We start from the raw sequence: 16,922 nt of genomic DNA, 5'->3' as shown, positions 1-16,922 counted from the left end.
GCAGATCCGTTCCGCAGGTAGCGAAGCTAAGGTAACGTAGTTAGAGCCTGAGGGTCACCTGTGGTTAAGCCTGACGGCATATAGCTTGGCACGCTTCTAACGACGTAAGCACAGCCGTACCGTAAGGTTTAATGCATACTAAGTCGTCAGAAGCGTGTAATCAGTTACGCTTTGCTAGGCGCTAAGAGCATATGCTGGGGCTTTGAAGTTAATAGCTTGTCGTGACTGGATTTGAGGCTTTTCCTGCTTGTTTTTTGTCTAAGTTCCGATAAAAGTATTATATATAGCCAGGAATAAAATTTAACATATAATTTGCCTAGCGTTCGTATACTTTTGCATTTCTTAAACTCGAATGTACTTCGTCCTTAATACTTACTATCAGAAAATTATAACTACATAAATCAATTTAAAGTCATTTGTAAAAGTAATTTATTGTCAGAGATTTATTTATAATTTTATGAAAAAACATCGTAAATGTAAGTCAATATTTTAAATTAAAATAAATATGATTGTGACTTTTGTGATTTTGAGTTAATTTAAACACACTATTTTAGTGCTTTTTTCGGTATATTTTATCAATATTCAACAACTAAATAATTACGAAAAATAAATTTAATTGTTGGGGTTTTTGATAGTAAAAATCAAGCATATTTGTCTAGTTTTATAGACGAATTATGGAACATTAAATGTTTATTTATCTATTAAAAATAGAAATTAATGATGTTTGAAAAAAACGAAAATTCGATTTTAGTAACTACACTACTAATAACTTTAGGCCTAGTAACTGGGGTTTATTGGTGGATAGCTCATACCCATAGCATCAACATAAGTACTTATTTCCATCATTCTCTCAAAGAAAGGGTACAACCAAACTCATTACAAAATAGTAAATTTAAGGAAATATCCCACATACCCTCGGGTTTGTTTAGTTATGGTGGTAGTAGCACTTGGGCACCAATTAGAAGTAAAACAGAAAAAGCAATAGAGAATGTATTCAAAAAGTATGATTTGCGTTATACAAACCCGGCGACAGGTTCTCCTGGTTCTGGTGTTGGAATCAAAATGTTACTCAACAACCAATTAGCTTTTTCCCTTAGTTCTCGTTCTTTGAAAGAAAAAGAATACCGACAAGCCCAGAAAAAAGGTTTTACGCTCACAGAAATTCCAGTTGCAATTGATGGTGTTGTAGTTGCAGCTCACCCAACTCTGGACTTACCTGGTTTAACTATTGATCAGCTCAGAGAAATATATACAGGAAAAATTACTAACTGGGAAGAATTAGGAGGACCAAACTTAAGAATCATACCTTACTCCAAAGAAACTGAAGGAGGTACTGTAGAGTTTTTTAAAAAAAATATTGTACGCCAAGAAAAATTTGGCGATAACATTCAAGCAGTTAAAACTACCACTGAAGCTTTGAGAAAAGTCGCGAGAAATCCAGGCGCTATTTTCTACGCATCTGCACCTGAAGTCGTTGGACAATGTGGTGTTAAACCTTTAGCAATAGGAAGAGTTGAAGATAAATTAATTCCACCCTACAAAGAACCTTTTATCCCACTTTCCCAGTGCCCACGAAAGCGTAATCAATTGAATTTAGAAGCCTTCAAAAATGATGAATACCCAATGACCAGAAGATTATTTGTCATCGTTAAACAGAATGGTCAAGTTGACGAACAAGCAGGATTAGCATACGCAAAATTACTACTTACTCAAGAAGGTCAAGAATTAATTTCTCAAGCTGGCTTTGTAAGAATTCGTTGAGAAACAATTAGCTGCTCTCTTCTAAACTTTTAAATAGAGGTTTATTAAATATTTAGTACGCAGTCTTTTTGTTTACTTATGTCACGTAAAAATGAAACAACTGTTTTTGTATTATCTCTGTTGATTACTCTTGTACTAGTGGGTAGTGGCGCATGGGCGGTCAACAATTCTCTTATTGATATTACTAGGATATTAAACCTGTTGGGAGATAAGAATGGTAATTCTGCAGCTAGACCAGATTACACAATGAAAGGAATAGATAGGAATAGTACTTTTCATTCTGTTCCCAATATCCAAACAGGAAGATTTCCCTACGGTGGAAGCACTACATGGGCACCAATTCGTAGAGATGTTGATGCAAAAATAAGACAAGAAATACCACAATTTCAAATCGTTTATACCGATCCAATTGGTTATCCCCCTGGTTCGGGTACTGGAATTCAAATGCTTTTGCGTAATCAATTGGCTTTTTCTCAGTCTTCTCGTTCTGTCAAAGAGCGTGAACATCTGCGAGCACAAGTACGGGGATTAAAACTGAAGGAAATTCCTGTTGCAGTAGATGGAATTGCAATTGCTGTTCATCCAAATCTGAATATTCCTGGATTAACTCTTTCCCAACTCAAAAATATATACACGGGTAAGATTACCAACTGGAAAGATATAGGAGGACCAAACCAAAAAATAGTTCCCTTATCAAGACCAAACCAAGGGGGTACAGTAGAATTTTTTATCGGCAATGTTTTAAGAAACGAAGAATTTGGTAGTAATGTTGAAACAATTAACACTACTACTGAGGCTTTAAGAAAACTTAGTAGGGACAAAGGTGGGATATATTATGCTTCTGCCCCAGAAATTGTTGGACAATGCGGAGTCAAACCTTTACCAATTGGTAAAACATTCAAGAAATTAATTCCTCCTTACCAAGAGCCTTATATTACTTCATCAGAATGCCCTAGGAAACGCAATCAACTCAACACCGTTGCTTTTTCTGAAGCAAAGTATCCTATTACCCGCAGGCTATTTGTGATCGTAAAGCAGGATGGTCAAATTGATGAGGAGGTAGGAGAAGCTTACGCAAAATTACTACTAACTTCGCAAGGTCAAGAGTTAATTGCAAAAGCTGGATTTGTCAGAATTCGGTGACAAAATACTTTTCATTTATGATTAACATCTATGAATTTGATGACTAATCCTTAGAAGTGCAATAAATATTTGTAACAAAAAAATATATAGGCAGAGAAGATACATATCCCCCAGCCATAAGGAAAAAATTCGAGCTGTATTGTTATGTTTATTATGTCTGATAAATTGGGAAGTTGACCTTTTGGTCATTAAGTCAAACTTGTTTCCACCGCCACCCAAGCATTAAATCAAATAATTCAAAATCCAGGAGGTATTTATTTTCCTTCTGTCCCAGAGGTAGTTCCCCAATGTTCGGTCAAAGGCTTACCCAATAGACAAGGCAAGTTTATTGCTCCTTACCTAGGACAACTTGTCCTCTCATCAGAATGTCCTAGTACACGCAACAAGTTGAACATTGAGGCTTTTGTCTGGAAGCTACCAGATTACACGCAATCTGTTCGTGGTGGTCAAACAGAATGGGCGTATTGAAGAACAAGTAGGTAGAATATATGCCGATTTGTTATTAACCTAGCAGGGGCAGGAATTAATTAACCGACATAGATCTGTCAGAATTCGCTGACACCTGCTGTAGTTAACCAAACTGCTTTAACTTAGCTAGCTCTACTGATAGATTCTGCTGGTAGACAAATCAAATTATCACCTTGAGTCAGGATTAAGCCACGCTGACGCAACTTACCCATCAAGCGAGTAACTGTTACACGAGTTGAACCAATCGCACTACCAATTTGAGCATGAGTTAGTGGGAATGGGAGACAATAGCCACGAATTACATCAGGGTCTGTTTCACTCATTGCTGGCTCGCCGTATTCCTCAATCAACAATGTTAGGAATCCCAAAAGTCGATCAATTGTCCGTCGTTGCCCTAAGGCACTCAGCCACAACAGCTTACGCTGGTGCTGATACCTGAAAGCATCCATGACTTCTCGACGAAAATGTGGCCAATTATCTAGATCGTGCCAATACATCCACAACACGGCAGTTTGATCTACATGAGCATAGGATTGAAGGGTAAATGGTGACTGAGCCACTATTTCAAATGGTTGTCCAGCTCCCACAAACCCCAAAAATGCTTCTTCTGGTGTTCTGTTAATACGTCGAGATGTTAACTGAGAAGCAGTGGCACTAACTTGTGCTGTTCCTACCATACGGATTGCACCCCTTTGCACCAAATATAGCAATCCAGGTCTTGCTGGAATGCGCTCATCTTTGCTAAAGGTGCGGCAGCGGTAGTGTTCTTGAGCCCAATCAAGAATTCGTTGCCAAGTTAAAAAAGGCCTTGATGCTTCTGAAAAGGAGGATGGAGATTGCATAGGTAACAAAGAGCGTTCGGCTGAAGACAAAGAAAAGACGTCAAAAAAAAAGGTGCAAGGAGTGTCTTCTCGTTGGCGATATAGGACTTAGCCTAAAATCACCAGCCATGCAAAAAGTAGAAATATAATTTTCTACTCTTTTGTTATACTTCTCTACTGTACAATGATTGTAGTAAAATTTACCCATAATTCAAGAAATTTTGCAAAATTCTCATATTTTCTCCCTCAATATTAAAATTATGTCTAAAGGGAGATGACAGATATTCAGTATTTCCGATTATAACTCCCTAAATAATCATACAAACTGGATTTTATGTGTATCTCAGAACCTCAGCAAACAAATATACAGCGATTGCACAGCTACTACACGTTATTTTAGTAGAAGCCTTAAGCAATACAAATACGATTAAGGAATTAGACTACATTAGTCAAACAAATATTCATCTACATAAAAGTAGAGATTTAAATAGGGTTTTATATATTTCTGGGGTCGCACTACAGCAGAAAAAATCTCAGAATCTTCATTCAATGAAGTTCGCTCAAGAGATAGTGTGTTATCTCTGGGCAAACTATGACCAAGAATTGAAAGTAGAAATTGTTTCTCCGGGTTTAATCTATATAGAGCTAACTTCATATTTATTAGCTGCTTTTTTGCAGTTTCTCAGCAGTGGGGAACTCTGGGATGAGATAAAAACACACAAAAATCAGAGTACAAGTTTTCATGAATATTCAAGTTCTAAGAAATATTTGAGTTTGAGCAAAGATAACTTGAGCCAAAAATTGATAAATTCCCGTGGCTCATTTCCTCTCCAATATGCTCATGCTCGCTGTTGCTCTTTATTACAGCTGGCAGCAGTAGGGGAGGAATTAATTAGTTTGGATGTCGGCTGCACTTCATGGGCGATAACCCAACCATCAGAAATACCTTGGCTTAAAGAGGAAGGAGAGTTACGTTTCTTCCATCCAGCAGAATTTTGTTTAATGAGTAAGTTAATCGAAACTCTAGATAACTTGGATAGCAAGACTATAGATAAGACAGTGAAATGGGAAAATGTAGCCTTAGGTCTAAGTCAAAGCTTTGAAATTTTTTGGTCTAACTGCCAAATTTGGGGTGAAGTAAAAATAAATTATCGGGAATTAGCCCAAGCAAGATTAGGGCTGATAGCGATTGCTCGATTCGTGTTTCAGCGAGTATTAGAGGAAAAACTTGGTCTGACAGCATGCTCAGAACTTTAATATTTCTGAATATGCTGAAATATCAGTGTAATTATGAAGTAAAAGTAAAGACTTCAAATAAACCGTTGACTTGTCAAAAAAACAGGTATATATTGTTAATTGTGTGAGGAGCGAACCAGCGAGAGCACCGAGACGAAACACGGCCAGTCGTCGGTGCTCTTTCTGATGTTTATAAGCCTCCTAAAGTATTAATTCGTAAAATATTACTTGTTTTCTAAATACTAGTACTAAGTAATTATAACTAATAATATATGAGTCAGCAATTATTACTCCCTTTTCAAGACTTCCCGCTGACTCATTTTGCGTTATAAAAAAAATATTATATTTAGCTTGATAATAAAAAACTTTCAATTGCGACTGCTGCTCCATCCTCATCAACACTGGGAGCAATCCATCGAGCATGGGCTTTAACTTCTTCTGGAGCGTTTCCCATAGCGATACCTGTACCGGCATACTCTAGCATTTCAATATCATTGAAGTTATCGCCAATAGTCATCACGTTATTTCTTTCTAGCCCTAATAGTTCTTCTGCTAAATAACTAACTGCTGCACCTTTATTTACTAATGGATGAGTTGCTTCAAAAAAAGTCGCAACAGATTTGGTCAAATATAATTCTTTGGGAGTGTATCTGTGACGTAAATTAATTAACAGTTGATTTATTACATCTGTATCATTACATAAAGCTAAAATTTTTGTTGGTTCGTTGTCCAAAGTATTCCGTAAATCGCCCACTGCGATCGCATCAATGTTAGAGCGTTCGGCATATAATTTAGTGTCTGGGGTCAGTTCCCGGACATAAAGTTTATCCCCAATGTAGAAGTGGATAGATAAAATTTGGCGTAGGGAGGGCTGCTCAAAGTGATCGAGCAGTTGTTCAGAAATACTTTTGGGTACAGATAAATGTTGATGTAACTGTTGTGTTGCAGGGTCTTGAATCCAGGCTCCTTGATAAGAAATTAATGGTAATCTGGAGCTAATTTCTTGATGGAAACGTAACGCGGAACTATACATTCTACCAGTAGCAACAGCAACTTCGATTCCTTTTGCTTGTGCGGCGTTAATTGCTTGTTTTACTCGTTTACTAATGGAGTTAGATTTCCCGGCAATTGTACCATCAATATCTACGACCAAAAGTTGAATATCTGATTCAGAATTCACTCCAGTTTGTGACAAGTCTAATTGACCGTTAGAAGTTAAATGCATAAGTTACCTTTTGCTTGCCCTGTGTTTAGTTTAGTAAGTTATGGTAACGAGGTTAACAGTCTGAGAGGTTCGGTGGGGAGCTTTGAAGATAAACTACTACCTGTAATAGTAATCATATTTGATTTATAAACAGATAAATTCCGCTCATTTCTTACAATTACTTCGTTGCAGGTAAACTCATTAATACTTTAAGTACTACAGTAAATTTTTTCCTTTGCAATTAAAACTGCTACTTAAAATAGGTCTATGTCCGAAACAACAGTCTCAAACCAGTTGAATTCTAATCCTTTGATTTCTGATTCTTTAACTTCTGACTCTTCCAATTCGAATCGCCCCAAGTTTATTTTAGTTGATGGACATTCCTTAGCTTTTCGTTCCTACTATGCTTTTGCTAAAGGTCGGGATGGAGGATTAAGGACAAAAGAAGGTATTCCTACCAGTGTATCTTTTGGTTTTCTAAAATCTTTACTAGAGGCGATTGCCAGCGAAAAACCCCAAGCAATTGGTGTAGCTTTTGATTTGGGTATACCAACATTTCGTCACAAAGCAGATAGTACTTATAAAGCTGACCGAAAGGAAACACCGGAGGATTTTATTCCCGACCTGAAAAATCTCCAAGACTTAATTTCAAAGTTAAACTTACCTATCTTAACTGCTCCGGGTTTTGAGGCTGATGATGTATTAGGAACTATAGCCCAACGTGCATCTGCTGCTGGTTATCAAGTGAAGATTTTAAGTGGCGATCGCGATTTATTTCAGCTTGTAGATGATGAAGAAAAAATCAGCGTACTTTACTTGAATAAAGATTCTATTAAGCGCTCTGCAACTGGTTTTGGTGAGTTTAACTCGGCGGAAGTTAAGGAAAAACTAGGTGTTTTACCATCACAAGTAGTTGATTTTAAAGCGCTTTGTGGTGATAAATCAGATAATATTCCTGGTGTGAGGGGAATTGGAGAAAAAACAGCAGTTAAGTTAATTGAAACCTATGGTTCCCTTGATAATATTTATGACTCTTTGGATCAAATTAAGGGTGCAAACCATAGAAAGTTAGTAGAAGGGAAAGAAGATGCTGAAAAATCCCGCTTTTTAGCAAAAATAGTTTTAGATGTACCTTTAGATATTAATTTAGAAGATTGTAAACTGACAGGTTTTGATACGAGTAATCTTTTACCGATTTTAGAGAAGCTAGAATTTAAGTCTTTCATCACAAAAATCAATCAACTTCAAGAACAGTTTGGAGGAAAAGTTATTGAAGTTGGAGGTAAAGAAGCTGGTAATTTATCTAATTCATCTAATTCATCTAATTTGAATTCTGAAGGTGAGGACTTATGGTTTTTCAGTGCTGAAGATACAGATGTCGCAGAACAAGAATCTGCTTTACCAATTGAACCGCGCATCATTGATACTCAAGCAAAACTTCAAGATTTAGTGGAGTTACTACAAGGGTTTACGGATTCAAAAGCACCTGTTGCTTGGGATACGGAAACTAGCGCTTTAGAACCCAGAGATGCGGATCTAGTTGGAATTGGTTGCTGTTGGGGAACAAAAATTGATGAAGTTGCTTATGTTCCCGTAGGACATAAATCGGGAAACAATCTAAGTAAAGATTTAGTTTTAGAAGCATTACGTCCAATTTTAGAAGATAAAAAATATCCCAAGAGTTTTCAAAATGCTAAGTTCGATCGCTTAATTTTCCGAACTCAAGGAATTCAGTTAGATGGGGTTATTTTTGACCCGATGCTAGCAAGTTATGTAATTAATCCAGATAGCAGTCACAGTCTTGGTGAATTATCCCAAAAATATTTAGGTTTAATAATTCAAGATTATTCTGAATTAGTTCCTAAAGGTCAGACAATTGGTGACATAAATATAAATAAAGTTGCTGCTTATTGTTGCTTTCAAGTTCATGCAACATTTCAATTAGTACAAAAATTACGGGAAGAGTTGGAAAAATTTCCCACTTTACATGAATTACTGTTGGAGGTCGAACAAACTTTAGAACCTGTTTTAGCGGATATGGAATATCAAGGTATCCGTATTGATAGTGATTATTTAAAAACGCTATCAAAACAGTTAGAAACCGATCTAGATAAGTTCGAGCAACAAGCTTATGAGATAGCAGGAGAAAAATTTAATTTGGGTTCTCCCAAGCAGTTGAGTGTAATTTTATTTGAAAAACTCGGTTTGAGTACTAAATTCTCTCGCAAAATTAAGACCGGATATTCAACTGATGCTGCAACTTTAGAAAGGTTACAGGAAGTTGATACCAGTGGAATTATTGACGCGATTATTGAATATCGGACTTTATCAAAATTGAGATCGACTTATGTGGATAAGTTACCGGAATTAGTACGTGCTGATACCCATAGGTTACATACCAATTTCAACCAAACAGTAACTTCCACGGGAAGGTTATCTTCTTCTAACCCTAATTTACAGAATATTCCCATTCGTACGGCATTTAGTCGTCAAATTCGTAAAGCTTTTTTACCAGAAGAAAACTGGTTAATGGTTGCTGCGGACTATTCCCAAATTGAGTTAAGAATTTTAGCGCATTTATCTCAAGAACCGATTTTAGTGGAAGCTTACCAAAATAATCGGGATATTCATACTTTAACGGCTCAGTTAATGTTTGAAAAAGACGAAATTACCTCAGAGGAAAGACGAGCGGGGAAAATTATTAACTTTGGGGTAATTTATGGAATGGGTTCTGTGAAGTTCTCCCGTTCTATTGGTGTGGATAAAAAACTTGCAAATGAATTCATACAAAGATTCTACAGTCGTTACCCAAAAGTTTTTGAATTTTTGGAAGGGGTGAAGAAGCAAGCTATATCCCAGGGTTACGTAGAGACAATTTTGGGACGTCGTCGCTATGTACAATTCACTGGTAATAGTTTACAAAAACTCAAAGGTCGTAATCCAGAAGATATTGACTTGAGCAAATTGAAAAATTTGGGACCCTATGATTCTGGGTTACTCCGTGCTGCAGCGAATGCACCAATTCAAGGTTCTAGTGCTGATATTATCAAAATTGCAATGGTGCAATTGCATAAAGTTCTGAAAAATTACCAAGCACGGTTATTGTTACAAGTTCACGATGAATTAGTTTTTGAAGTTCCACCAGAAGAATGGGAAGAGTTAAAACCAATAATTAAGTCGGAAATGGAAACTGCTGTAGAGTTAAGTGTTCCTTTACTGGTAGATATCAATTCAGGTGATAACTGGATGGAGACGAAGTAGTTTTTGGAAGAGAACGGGGAACAGTGAGATATATTCAAAAGATATTTTCTCAATATTCTCCGTCATCAACAAAAAATTCAGCATCATCTTCATATCTGGATCTACCCGAACCCATAACATTCCACACGGGTTGTAATATAGCCACACCTACAATCCCGACCGCGAAACTGAAAGCTAGTACTAAACCAAAGGGAATTCTAGCTGATTCTAAACCAAAAAATCTTAAATATACTAGTTCAGCATTTTGAACGGAGACGATCGCAATAAACAATACTAAACAAGCAATTAATAGAGATATCAGCAAGCTTACAAGATTTTTCATTACTCATTACTCATTACTCATTACTCATTACTCATTATTTGTTACTCATAATGGTTGCTCGAAGAGACGTAGCAATGCTACGTCTCTACATTATTTGTCAAAATTAGCTCATAAAATCAAGCTGTTACGGGCTGAATTTGATGAATCTTGTTGTCCATTTCTTGAGCAAGTTGGTCTAACTTTTGAGCAGAGTTAGTTTCCATATAAACCCTTACCAAAGGTTCGGTTCCTGATGGACGTAGTAATACCCAACTACCTTCCTCTAAGTAAAGTTTAACGCCGTCTTTACGTCCTACTTCTTTAACTTTAATTCCTGCTACTTCTGAAGGAGGATTTTTAGTATAAGATTCCATTACAGCTAATTTATGGCTGTCGGTGAGGTGTAAATCCAGACGCTTGTTGTATAGAGGACCATCAGCTTCTGTGATCGCTTCTTTGACAAGTTCGCTTAAGGGTTTACCTTCATAAGCAATGGCTTCTGCAACTAACATGTCCGCTAGAACACCATCTTTCTCGGGAATATGACCGAGTACGCTTAAACCTCCCGATTCTTCTCCACCAATCAATACGGTGGTTTCCCGCATTTTGGCACCAATATATTTAAATCCTACTGCTGTTTCAAATAATTCTAGACCATACTTGCTGGCAAAATTATCTAATAGGTGAGTGGTAGCAACAGTACGAACAATTGCTCCCGTCAAACCCTTATTCTTCATTAGGTGACGTGCGAGCAATAGTAAAACTGTGTTGGGAGTAAGAACATTACCTAGTTCGTCTACAACTCCAAAGCGATCGCTATCCCCATCAGTCGCCAAACCTAAAGCGGCTTTATCTTTCTTGACAGCTTCGACTAGCCCTACTAATTGTTCTCCTTTGGGTTCGGGCATTCCCCCACCAAATAATACATCGCGATGGGTGTTGAAACTTTCTAGTTCGCAACCACAATGTTCTAACACTTCATCTAAATAACCGCGAGAAGTAGAGAATAAAGCGTCGTATTTTACTTTTAATTTAGCGCTGCGAATTTTATCCACGTTCAGAAGATTGTAGATAAACTTCATGTATTCTGGTTTGGGGTCAAAGCTGGAAATGGAACCCGAAGGATTACCAGAAGGAAGAGCATCCGATGCATCTGCAATATTCGCAACAATAGTATCAGTAATTTCCGGTGTTGCTGGGCCAGCATAATCAGGAATATATTTGATTCCACAGTAGGGTGCTGGATTATGACTAGCGGTAAACATTAATGCACCAGCCGAATTGAGATGGCGGGCATTATAAGCAATTACCGGTGTGGGGCAATCCCGCTCGCTAACTTTTACAGTCCAACCCAAATCAGCCAACACTTCAGCTGATGTTTGGGCAAATTTATCAGCTAGAAAGCGAGTATCATAAGCAATCAGTACGGGTCTGTCTTTTGTATAAGCTTTCTCTAAATAACTAGCGATCGCTCTTGTGACTTTGCGTACGTTTGGAAACGTAAAGTCATCAGCAATAATTCCTCGCCAGCCGTCTGTGCCAAATTTTATCTTAGTAGTATTGCTATCAGCGCTCATTGATGCCACCATTACTCATCCATCATCAATACTACAGGATGGTCACTGATGATTGGTGGGGTATCACTTGTCATTTATCACTTGTTACTTATTACCGATCGCTTTTGGTTGCAAATTTACGAACAAAGTAAAAATTAAAAATGACAAATGACAAATGGGCTAAAAGGGAGGTAATTCCTCTAAAATTGTAAATCTAATATGATTGATAGCCAGATCCCCGATGGCTACATCTTCTTTGGTAAGTCGCTTACCGTTACTAGTAAGAGTTTCAAAGGTAATGCCTTTACCAATTTCGATGTGATACCAACACAAACCCATAAAAAATCTTGTGGGGTAGGGACCGCGACTATCTGTATCGTCGGTGTTGGATTCCATTGGTAACCAACCATAACCAGGTATATAAAACTCCAACCACACGTGATTGTAATCCGGTTGCAAGGGAACGCCCTTTCGGTCAGCCTGGGAGGGACATTTGTAACGACCGACGGTACGACAAGGAATACCATTCAATCGACACAATGCTAATAAAACACCAACATACTCACCGCAGGAACCCACACCCCTTTCTAAAACAACGTCAGGGGTATCAATATACGGTTTGATGCCATAGGATAGTTCGTCATAAACATAGTTACGAATGCTGTACATTTTTCGTAACAGATTTGTTTCCCGCCCAGTAGCTTCATTTGCAGCGTGACGAACGATTGCTGTATCCATGGCTAATTCGTCATCGTCCACCAAATAGCGTTCGTGAAACTCCGCTGGGGGGTTGGAGATATTTTCCACATCTGGGGGCGTTATGCGGTATTTTACACCTCTGACCTCTAGAAGTGCCTTCCAACCGAATAAATGTCGTTCGCCAGGGGTGAGGGTTTCAAACTTAAATACTGCTACACTTTGCCCATCAATTAGTTCTTCAGTAAAAGGTAAACCTATAGGTTCGACACTTCTAACTTTTTGACGGTCGGTGTTTGAAGGTAAAGCGATTCGCCATTCTAAATCTTGTAGGTATACCTCATCTAGAGGTGAAATCTCCTCCGCATAGGACATTTCAATTAAATACCCATTGGAGAGGGCACAACGTTTTTCCGGGTCGTAATGGTAATGTAGAGGATGAATGAAAGTGCGATCACGACGGGCGATTTCATAACTGGGGTCGGCATTTGGGTTATCGCGAATGTAAGTTTCATCGGAAGCATAAGCAATGTAAATATTCTTTTGCTCCTGCTCGTCATCTTGATGAATTGCAATCCCAGTCGGCGACTCAAAAGGGGTAAGGACGCTGAAAATAATTTCTCCCGTCCCCCTGTCAATCACATAAACTGTTTGTTCCAGGTTATCGCAAACCCATAGAGTTTCTTCATCGACCGCTAAATTTTCAATTCCTACACCTGGTGCATTAAAACTGGTAATTTGTCGTCGCGTATCCTTTTCAAACACCAAAATCTTACCCAGTCTTTGGCAAGTAACATAAATTGCTGATTCCCAAACAGCGACACCATCAGCTTCATAGGGTAAGGTAACAAAATGTTCCAAACCCAAAGAATTGAAGTTACACAGGTATACACTATTACCCCGGGTTACCCAAAGAGTATCTTGCCAAATTGATAGACCCGTAACATCCATAAATTCCCGGGTTTGATGGGGATTAATAATTTTTGTGTTGTCGGAAACTGGGTCTATTTGTAAAAGATGTCCCCTAGGAGTGTCGATCGCAATCAGGGTATCTTTAATGAAAGCTATGCCGCAGATGGCAGCAGCACTAAGGGGTCTAATGGTCTTTTGCCCAAACATTTGGCTCGCTAGAAAACGGGGGAGTGCAAAACTCATATTAAACTGATTCACCTGAAGGGCTATTGTGCTAATGGGCGTTTTATGACTTTAATCGATTGTGGTGTAACCTGTCTGCATAAAATATTAGATTTTAATTACTCACAATTGATGATTTAAATTGACGATTTAATGTGCTATATATTGCTAGAAATTACACAAGATAACGTACATAATTTGATAATTAAAAAAGTAAAGTTAAAAAGTTTATCTGTGTATAACATCTATAGATATAGCCTGGAGACAGGGAAAATGTAAATTTAGGTGATGGTTTTCCCGCCATCACTAAATTATGATCGAATTTTGTAACCATTTCCTTTAATCTACAAGATGTCTGCTAATTCTCTGCCTGAAAATATTGCTGCTTGGCATACTTTGGAAGTTGATGAAGCACTAGAACTGCTCTCTACTCAAGCAGACACTGGTTTAGCGCCTCAAGAAGTTAACTCGCGGTTGCAAAAATATGGTGCTAATGAATTAGAAGAAGCTGGCGGACGCAGTGCTTGGGAAATTTTGGTAGATCAGTTCAAGGACATCATGTTGTTGATGCTGATTGCCGTTGCCATTATTTCCGGGGTGTTAGACCTTGTTGCTTGGCGTTCGGGCACATTACCTGCAGGTGAAATTCCTTTCAAAGATACAATTGCGATTATGGCGATTGTGATCCTAAATGGAATTCTTGGTTATATCCAAGAAAGTCGTGCTGAGAAAGCCCTTGCAGCCCTCAAACAACTTGCTTCTCCTAATGTTCGCGTAATTCGTGACGGTAAAACCCTGGAAGTAACGGCAAAGGAATTGGTGCCAGGGGATATTATGTTGATCGAAGCTGGAGTACAACTTGCAGCAGACGGTCGCTTAATTGAACAATCTAATTTGCAAGTCCGCGAGTCTGCACTAACTGGAGAAGCTGAAGCGGTTAATAAACATGCTAAGAAACCATTGTCGGAAGAGTCTTCCTTGGGTGATCGGGTAAATATGGTTTTCCAAGGTACAGAGGTTCTTCAAGGACGAGGAAAGGTTTTAGTTACCGGTACCGGGATGAAAACCGAACTGGGCAAAATCGCTCAAATGTTGCAGTCGGTTGAAGCGGAAGATACGCCACTGCAGCAACGTATGAGCCAGTTAGGTAATGCTTTGGTGACTGGTTCTTTAGTACTAGTTGTAATTTCAATTGGTATTGGTTTACTAATGGGTGGAAACTTCCTGGGTTTAGTAGAAGTTTCTTTGAGTATGGCTGTGGCAGTTGTTCCAGAAGGTTTACCGGCAGTGATTACAGTCACTTTGGCATTGGGTACCCAACGTATGGTACGCCGTAATGCCCTAATTAGAAAATTACCCGCAGTAGAAACTTTGGGTTCTGTAACTACCATTTGTTCGGATAAAACCGGTACTCTGACCCAAAATAAGATGGTGGTTCAGTCAACTTTTGTCGGTAAAGAATATTTCAGTGTGAGTGGGGAAGGTTATGCTCCATTGGGAGAGTTTTTGTTAGATGAACGAGCAATTATCCCCGAAGAATATCCCGAAATACCACCCTTAATGGTAGCTTGTACTGTTTGTAATGATGCCATCCTGCAGCAAGAAAAAGGGGAATGGAAAATCTTAGGAGATCCGACAGAGGGAGCATTGGTAACTTTGGCAGCAAAAGCTGGATTTGAAAAAGACCAATGGGATACTAAACTACCCCGCGTAAGCGAATTTCCTTTTTCCTCAGAACGAAAGCGAATGAGTGTGATTTGCCAGGTGAAGGAAGTTGAAACTGGTTTTTCGCCCCTTCGAGATGTTGACCCCCAAATTAGTAATTTATTGACAAACGAAAGTCATTTGATGTTTACTAAGGGGTCGCCAGAAATAACTTTATCCCTTTGCGATCAAGTTTTCTTGGGTGGAAGTTCTGTTCCTCTCACCGACGAGCAACGAAAACAAATTTTAGCAGCTAATAATAAAATGGCGAGTGAAGGTCTTCGAGTGCTAGGTTTTGCTTTTAAAGCATTAGCACAAGTTCCTTCCGAAGCTTCAGAGAAAGAAGTCGAACAACAATTAGTCTGGCTGGGATTGACCGGTATGTTGGATGCACCTCGTCCTGAAGTCAGGGCTGCAGTCCAAGAGTCCCGTAATGCTGGAATTAGACCTGTAATGATTACTGGCGACCATCAGTTAACTGCTAGAGCAATTGCTGCCGACCTAGGAATTGCTAATGGAGGAGACCGGGTGCTTACAGGTCAAGAATTACAACGCATGAGCGACCAAGAACTAGAGCAAAATGTTGACTTAGTAAATATCTATGCCAGAGTAGCTCCCGAACATAAATTAAGGATCGTTAAAGCCTTACAAAACCGGAATAAGTTTGTGGCGATGACTGGTGACGGTGTAAACGATGCTCCTGCGCTGAAACAAGCTGATATTGGTATAGCCATGGGTATTACTGGTACTGACGTCAGTAAAGAAGCCAGTGACATGGTCTTGTTAGATGACAACTTTGCAACAATTGTATCGGCGACCAAGGAAGGTAGAGTCGTTTACACCAACATTCGTCGTTTCATTAAATATATTTTGGGTAGTAATATTGGTGAGGTTTTGACCATTGCTGCAGCACCTTTATTGGGACTTCCAGATGTTCCCCTCACACCCCTACAAATTTTATGGATGAATTTAGTTACAGATGGTTTACCGGCTTTAGCTTTAGCTTTGGAGCCAGCAGAACCAGATGTGATGAAACGTCCACCTTTTAGTCCTCGCGAAAGTATATTTTCTCGGGGTTTGGGTTTTTATATGATCCGCATTGGAATTATTTTTGCAATTACTACAATTATTCTCATGATGTGGGCGCATTCTCACGTCCAGTCTGTTGATGTAAATGGACTGAGTCCGGAGCGCTGGAAAACGATGGTATTTACTGCTTTATGTATCGCTCAAATGGGTCATGCGATCGCAATTCGTTCCAATAACAGGCTGACAGTTGAAATGAATCCATTTTCTAATCCCTATGTCCTAGCCGCAGTAACTGTAACCACAGTTCTTCAGTTGATGTTAGTTTACGTCCCTCCCCTCAGAGGATTCTTTGGTACCCACGCCTTAAGTTTGTCTGAATTAGGTATTTGTCTTGGTTTTAGTGCGCTGATGTTTATTTGGATTGAAGGTGAGAAATTATTTTTAAGGATTATTGGCAAAAAAAGTGTGTAGAGTTTTGCTGTCAGGAGTCAGAAGTCAGGAGTCAGGAGTCAGGATTTAAGTCTCAGAATCCACAAAAAACAAATAACTAAAACACTGATAACTTAGTCAGTAAGGGCTGGTGTTAGCTATAAACTTTTAGGATTTAC

The 16,922-nt window shown here is 38.6% G+C and carries 10 protein-coding genes; 5 read left to right on the top strand and 5 right to left on the bottom strand.

From position 1 onward, the window contains the following. Positions 1 to 720 precede the first annotated feature (720 nt). Both QNJ50_RS14125 and QNJ50_RS14120 read left to right on the top strand, forming a co-directional pair. A complete protein-coding gene (locus QNJ50_RS14125) occupies positions 721 to 1,761 on the top strand; it encodes a PstS family phosphate ABC transporter substrate-binding protein (protein ID WP_300636197.1) in 1,041 nt (346 codons plus the stop codon). A gap of 78 nt (positions 1,762 to 1,839) precedes the next feature. Then, entirely contained in the window at positions 1,840 to 2,904 is a 1,065-nt protein-coding gene (locus QNJ50_RS14120) for a PstS family phosphate ABC transporter substrate-binding protein (protein WP_300636191.1), read from the top strand. A gap of 590 nt (positions 2,905 to 3,494) precedes the next feature. Here the strand turns inward: QNJ50_RS14120 and QNJ50_RS14115 are convergent. Further along, positions 3,495 to 4,214: a Crp/Fnr family transcriptional regulator gene (locus QNJ50_RS14115; RefSeq protein ID WP_027841557.1), complete on the bottom strand. Its 720-nt coding sequence runs from the start codon at positions 4,212 to 4,214 to the stop codon at positions 3,495 to 3,497. A 315-nt stretch (positions 4,215 to 4,529) separates the two neighbouring features. On the opposite strand from QNJ50_RS14115, the gene QNJ50_RS14110 reads away from it, so the two are divergent. Further along, the gene (locus QNJ50_RS14110; protein ID WP_300636189.1) at positions 4,530 to 5,450 is read left to right on the top strand and encodes a DALR anticodon-binding domain-containing protein; all 921 of its coding nucleotides are present in this window, start codon (positions 4,530 to 4,532) and stop codon (positions 5,448 to 5,450) included. Between the two features lie 325 nt (positions 5,451 to 5,775). On the opposite strand, the gene QNJ50_RS14105 is transcribed toward QNJ50_RS14110, so the two are convergent. Continuing rightward, positions 5,776 to 6,654 (bottom strand): Cof-type HAD-IIB family hydrolase, encoded by an 879-nt coding sequence (locus tag QNJ50_RS14105; protein ID WP_300636187.1) that lies wholly within the window; start codon positions 6,652 to 6,654, stop codon positions 5,776 to 5,778. Between the two features lie 246 nt (positions 6,655 to 6,900). Between QNJ50_RS14105 and polA the strand changes: the two genes are divergently transcribed. Beyond that, entirely contained in the window at positions 6,901 to 9,894 is a 2,994-nt protein-coding gene (gene polA / locus QNJ50_RS14100) for a DNA polymerase I (protein WP_300636185.1), read from the top strand. A gap of 49 nt (positions 9,895 to 9,943) precedes the next feature. On the opposite strand, the gene QNJ50_RS14095 is transcribed toward polA, so the two are convergent. From QNJ50_RS14095 to QNJ50_RS14085, 3 genes are all read right to left on the bottom strand, one after another. After that, positions 9,944 to 10,216, bottom strand: coding sequence for a DUF1049 domain-containing protein (locus QNJ50_RS14095; RefSeq protein ID WP_300636183.1), 273 nt, complete (start codon positions 10,214 to 10,216; stop codon positions 9,944 to 9,946). 116 nt (positions 10,217 to 10,332) lie between these two features. Further along, positions 10,333 to 11,772, bottom strand: a complete 1,440-nt coding sequence (locus QNJ50_RS14090; protein ID WP_300636195.1) for a phosphoglucomutase/phosphomannomutase family protein — start codon at positions 11,770 to 11,772, stop codon at positions 10,333 to 10,335. 159 nt (positions 11,773 to 11,931) lie between these two features. Further along, positions 11,932 to 13,602, bottom strand: coding sequence for a transglutaminase domain-containing protein (locus QNJ50_RS14085; RefSeq protein ID WP_300636181.1), 1,671 nt, complete (start codon positions 13,600 to 13,602; stop codon positions 11,932 to 11,934). Positions 13,603 to 13,932: 330 nt separating this feature from the next. Between QNJ50_RS14085 and QNJ50_RS14080 the strand changes: the two genes are divergently transcribed. Further along, positions 13,933 to 16,785 (top strand): cation-translocating P-type ATPase, encoded by a 2,853-nt coding sequence (locus QNJ50_RS14080; protein WP_300636179.1) that lies wholly within the window; start codon positions 13,933 to 13,935, stop codon positions 16,783 to 16,785. Positions 16,786 to 16,922 lie beyond the last annotated feature (137 nt).

The organism is Mastigocoleus sp. MO_188.B34 (assembly GCF_030065675.1).
Lineage (GTDB): Bacteria > Cyanobacteriota > Cyanobacteriia > Cyanobacteriales > Nostocaceae > Mastigocoleus.
Note: the sequence above shows the minus strand (reverse complement) of the source record. Positions and strands in the feature narration are given on the sequence as shown.

Bases quoted from the DNA above. Each gene is read 5' to 3' on its own strand.
- QNJ50_RS14125 (WP_300636197.1), top strand. From the start codon at position 721: ATGTTTGAAAAAAACGAAAATTCGATTTTAGTAACTACACTACTAATA.
- QNJ50_RS14120 (WP_300636191.1), top strand. From the start codon at position 1,840: ATGTCACGTAAAAATGAAACAACTGTTTTTGTATTATCTCTGTTGATT.
- QNJ50_RS14115 (WP_027841557.1), bottom strand. From the start codon at position 4,214: ATGCAATCTCCATCCTCCTTTTCAGAAGCATCAAGGCCTTTTTTAACT.
- QNJ50_RS14105 (WP_300636187.1), bottom strand. From the start codon at position 6,654: ATGCATTTAACTTCTAACGGTCAATTAGACTTGTCACAAACTGGAGTG.
- polA (WP_300636185.1), top strand. From the start codon at position 6,901: ATGTCCGAAACAACAGTCTCAAACCAGTTGAATTCTAATCCTTTGATT.
- QNJ50_RS14095 (WP_300636183.1), bottom strand. From the start codon at position 10,216: ATGAAAAATCTTGTAAGCTTGCTGATATCTCTATTAATTGCTTGTTTA.
- QNJ50_RS14090 (WP_300636195.1), bottom strand. From the start codon at position 11,772: ATGAGCGCTGATAGCAATACTACTAAGATAAAATTTGGCACAGACGGC.
- QNJ50_RS14085 (WP_300636181.1), bottom strand. From the start codon at position 13,602: ATGAGTTTTGCACTCCCCCGTTTTCTAGCGAGCCAAATGTTTGGGCAA.
- QNJ50_RS14080 (WP_300636179.1), top strand. From the start codon at position 13,933: ATGTCTGCTAATTCTCTGCCTGAAAATATTGCTGCTTGGCATACTTTG.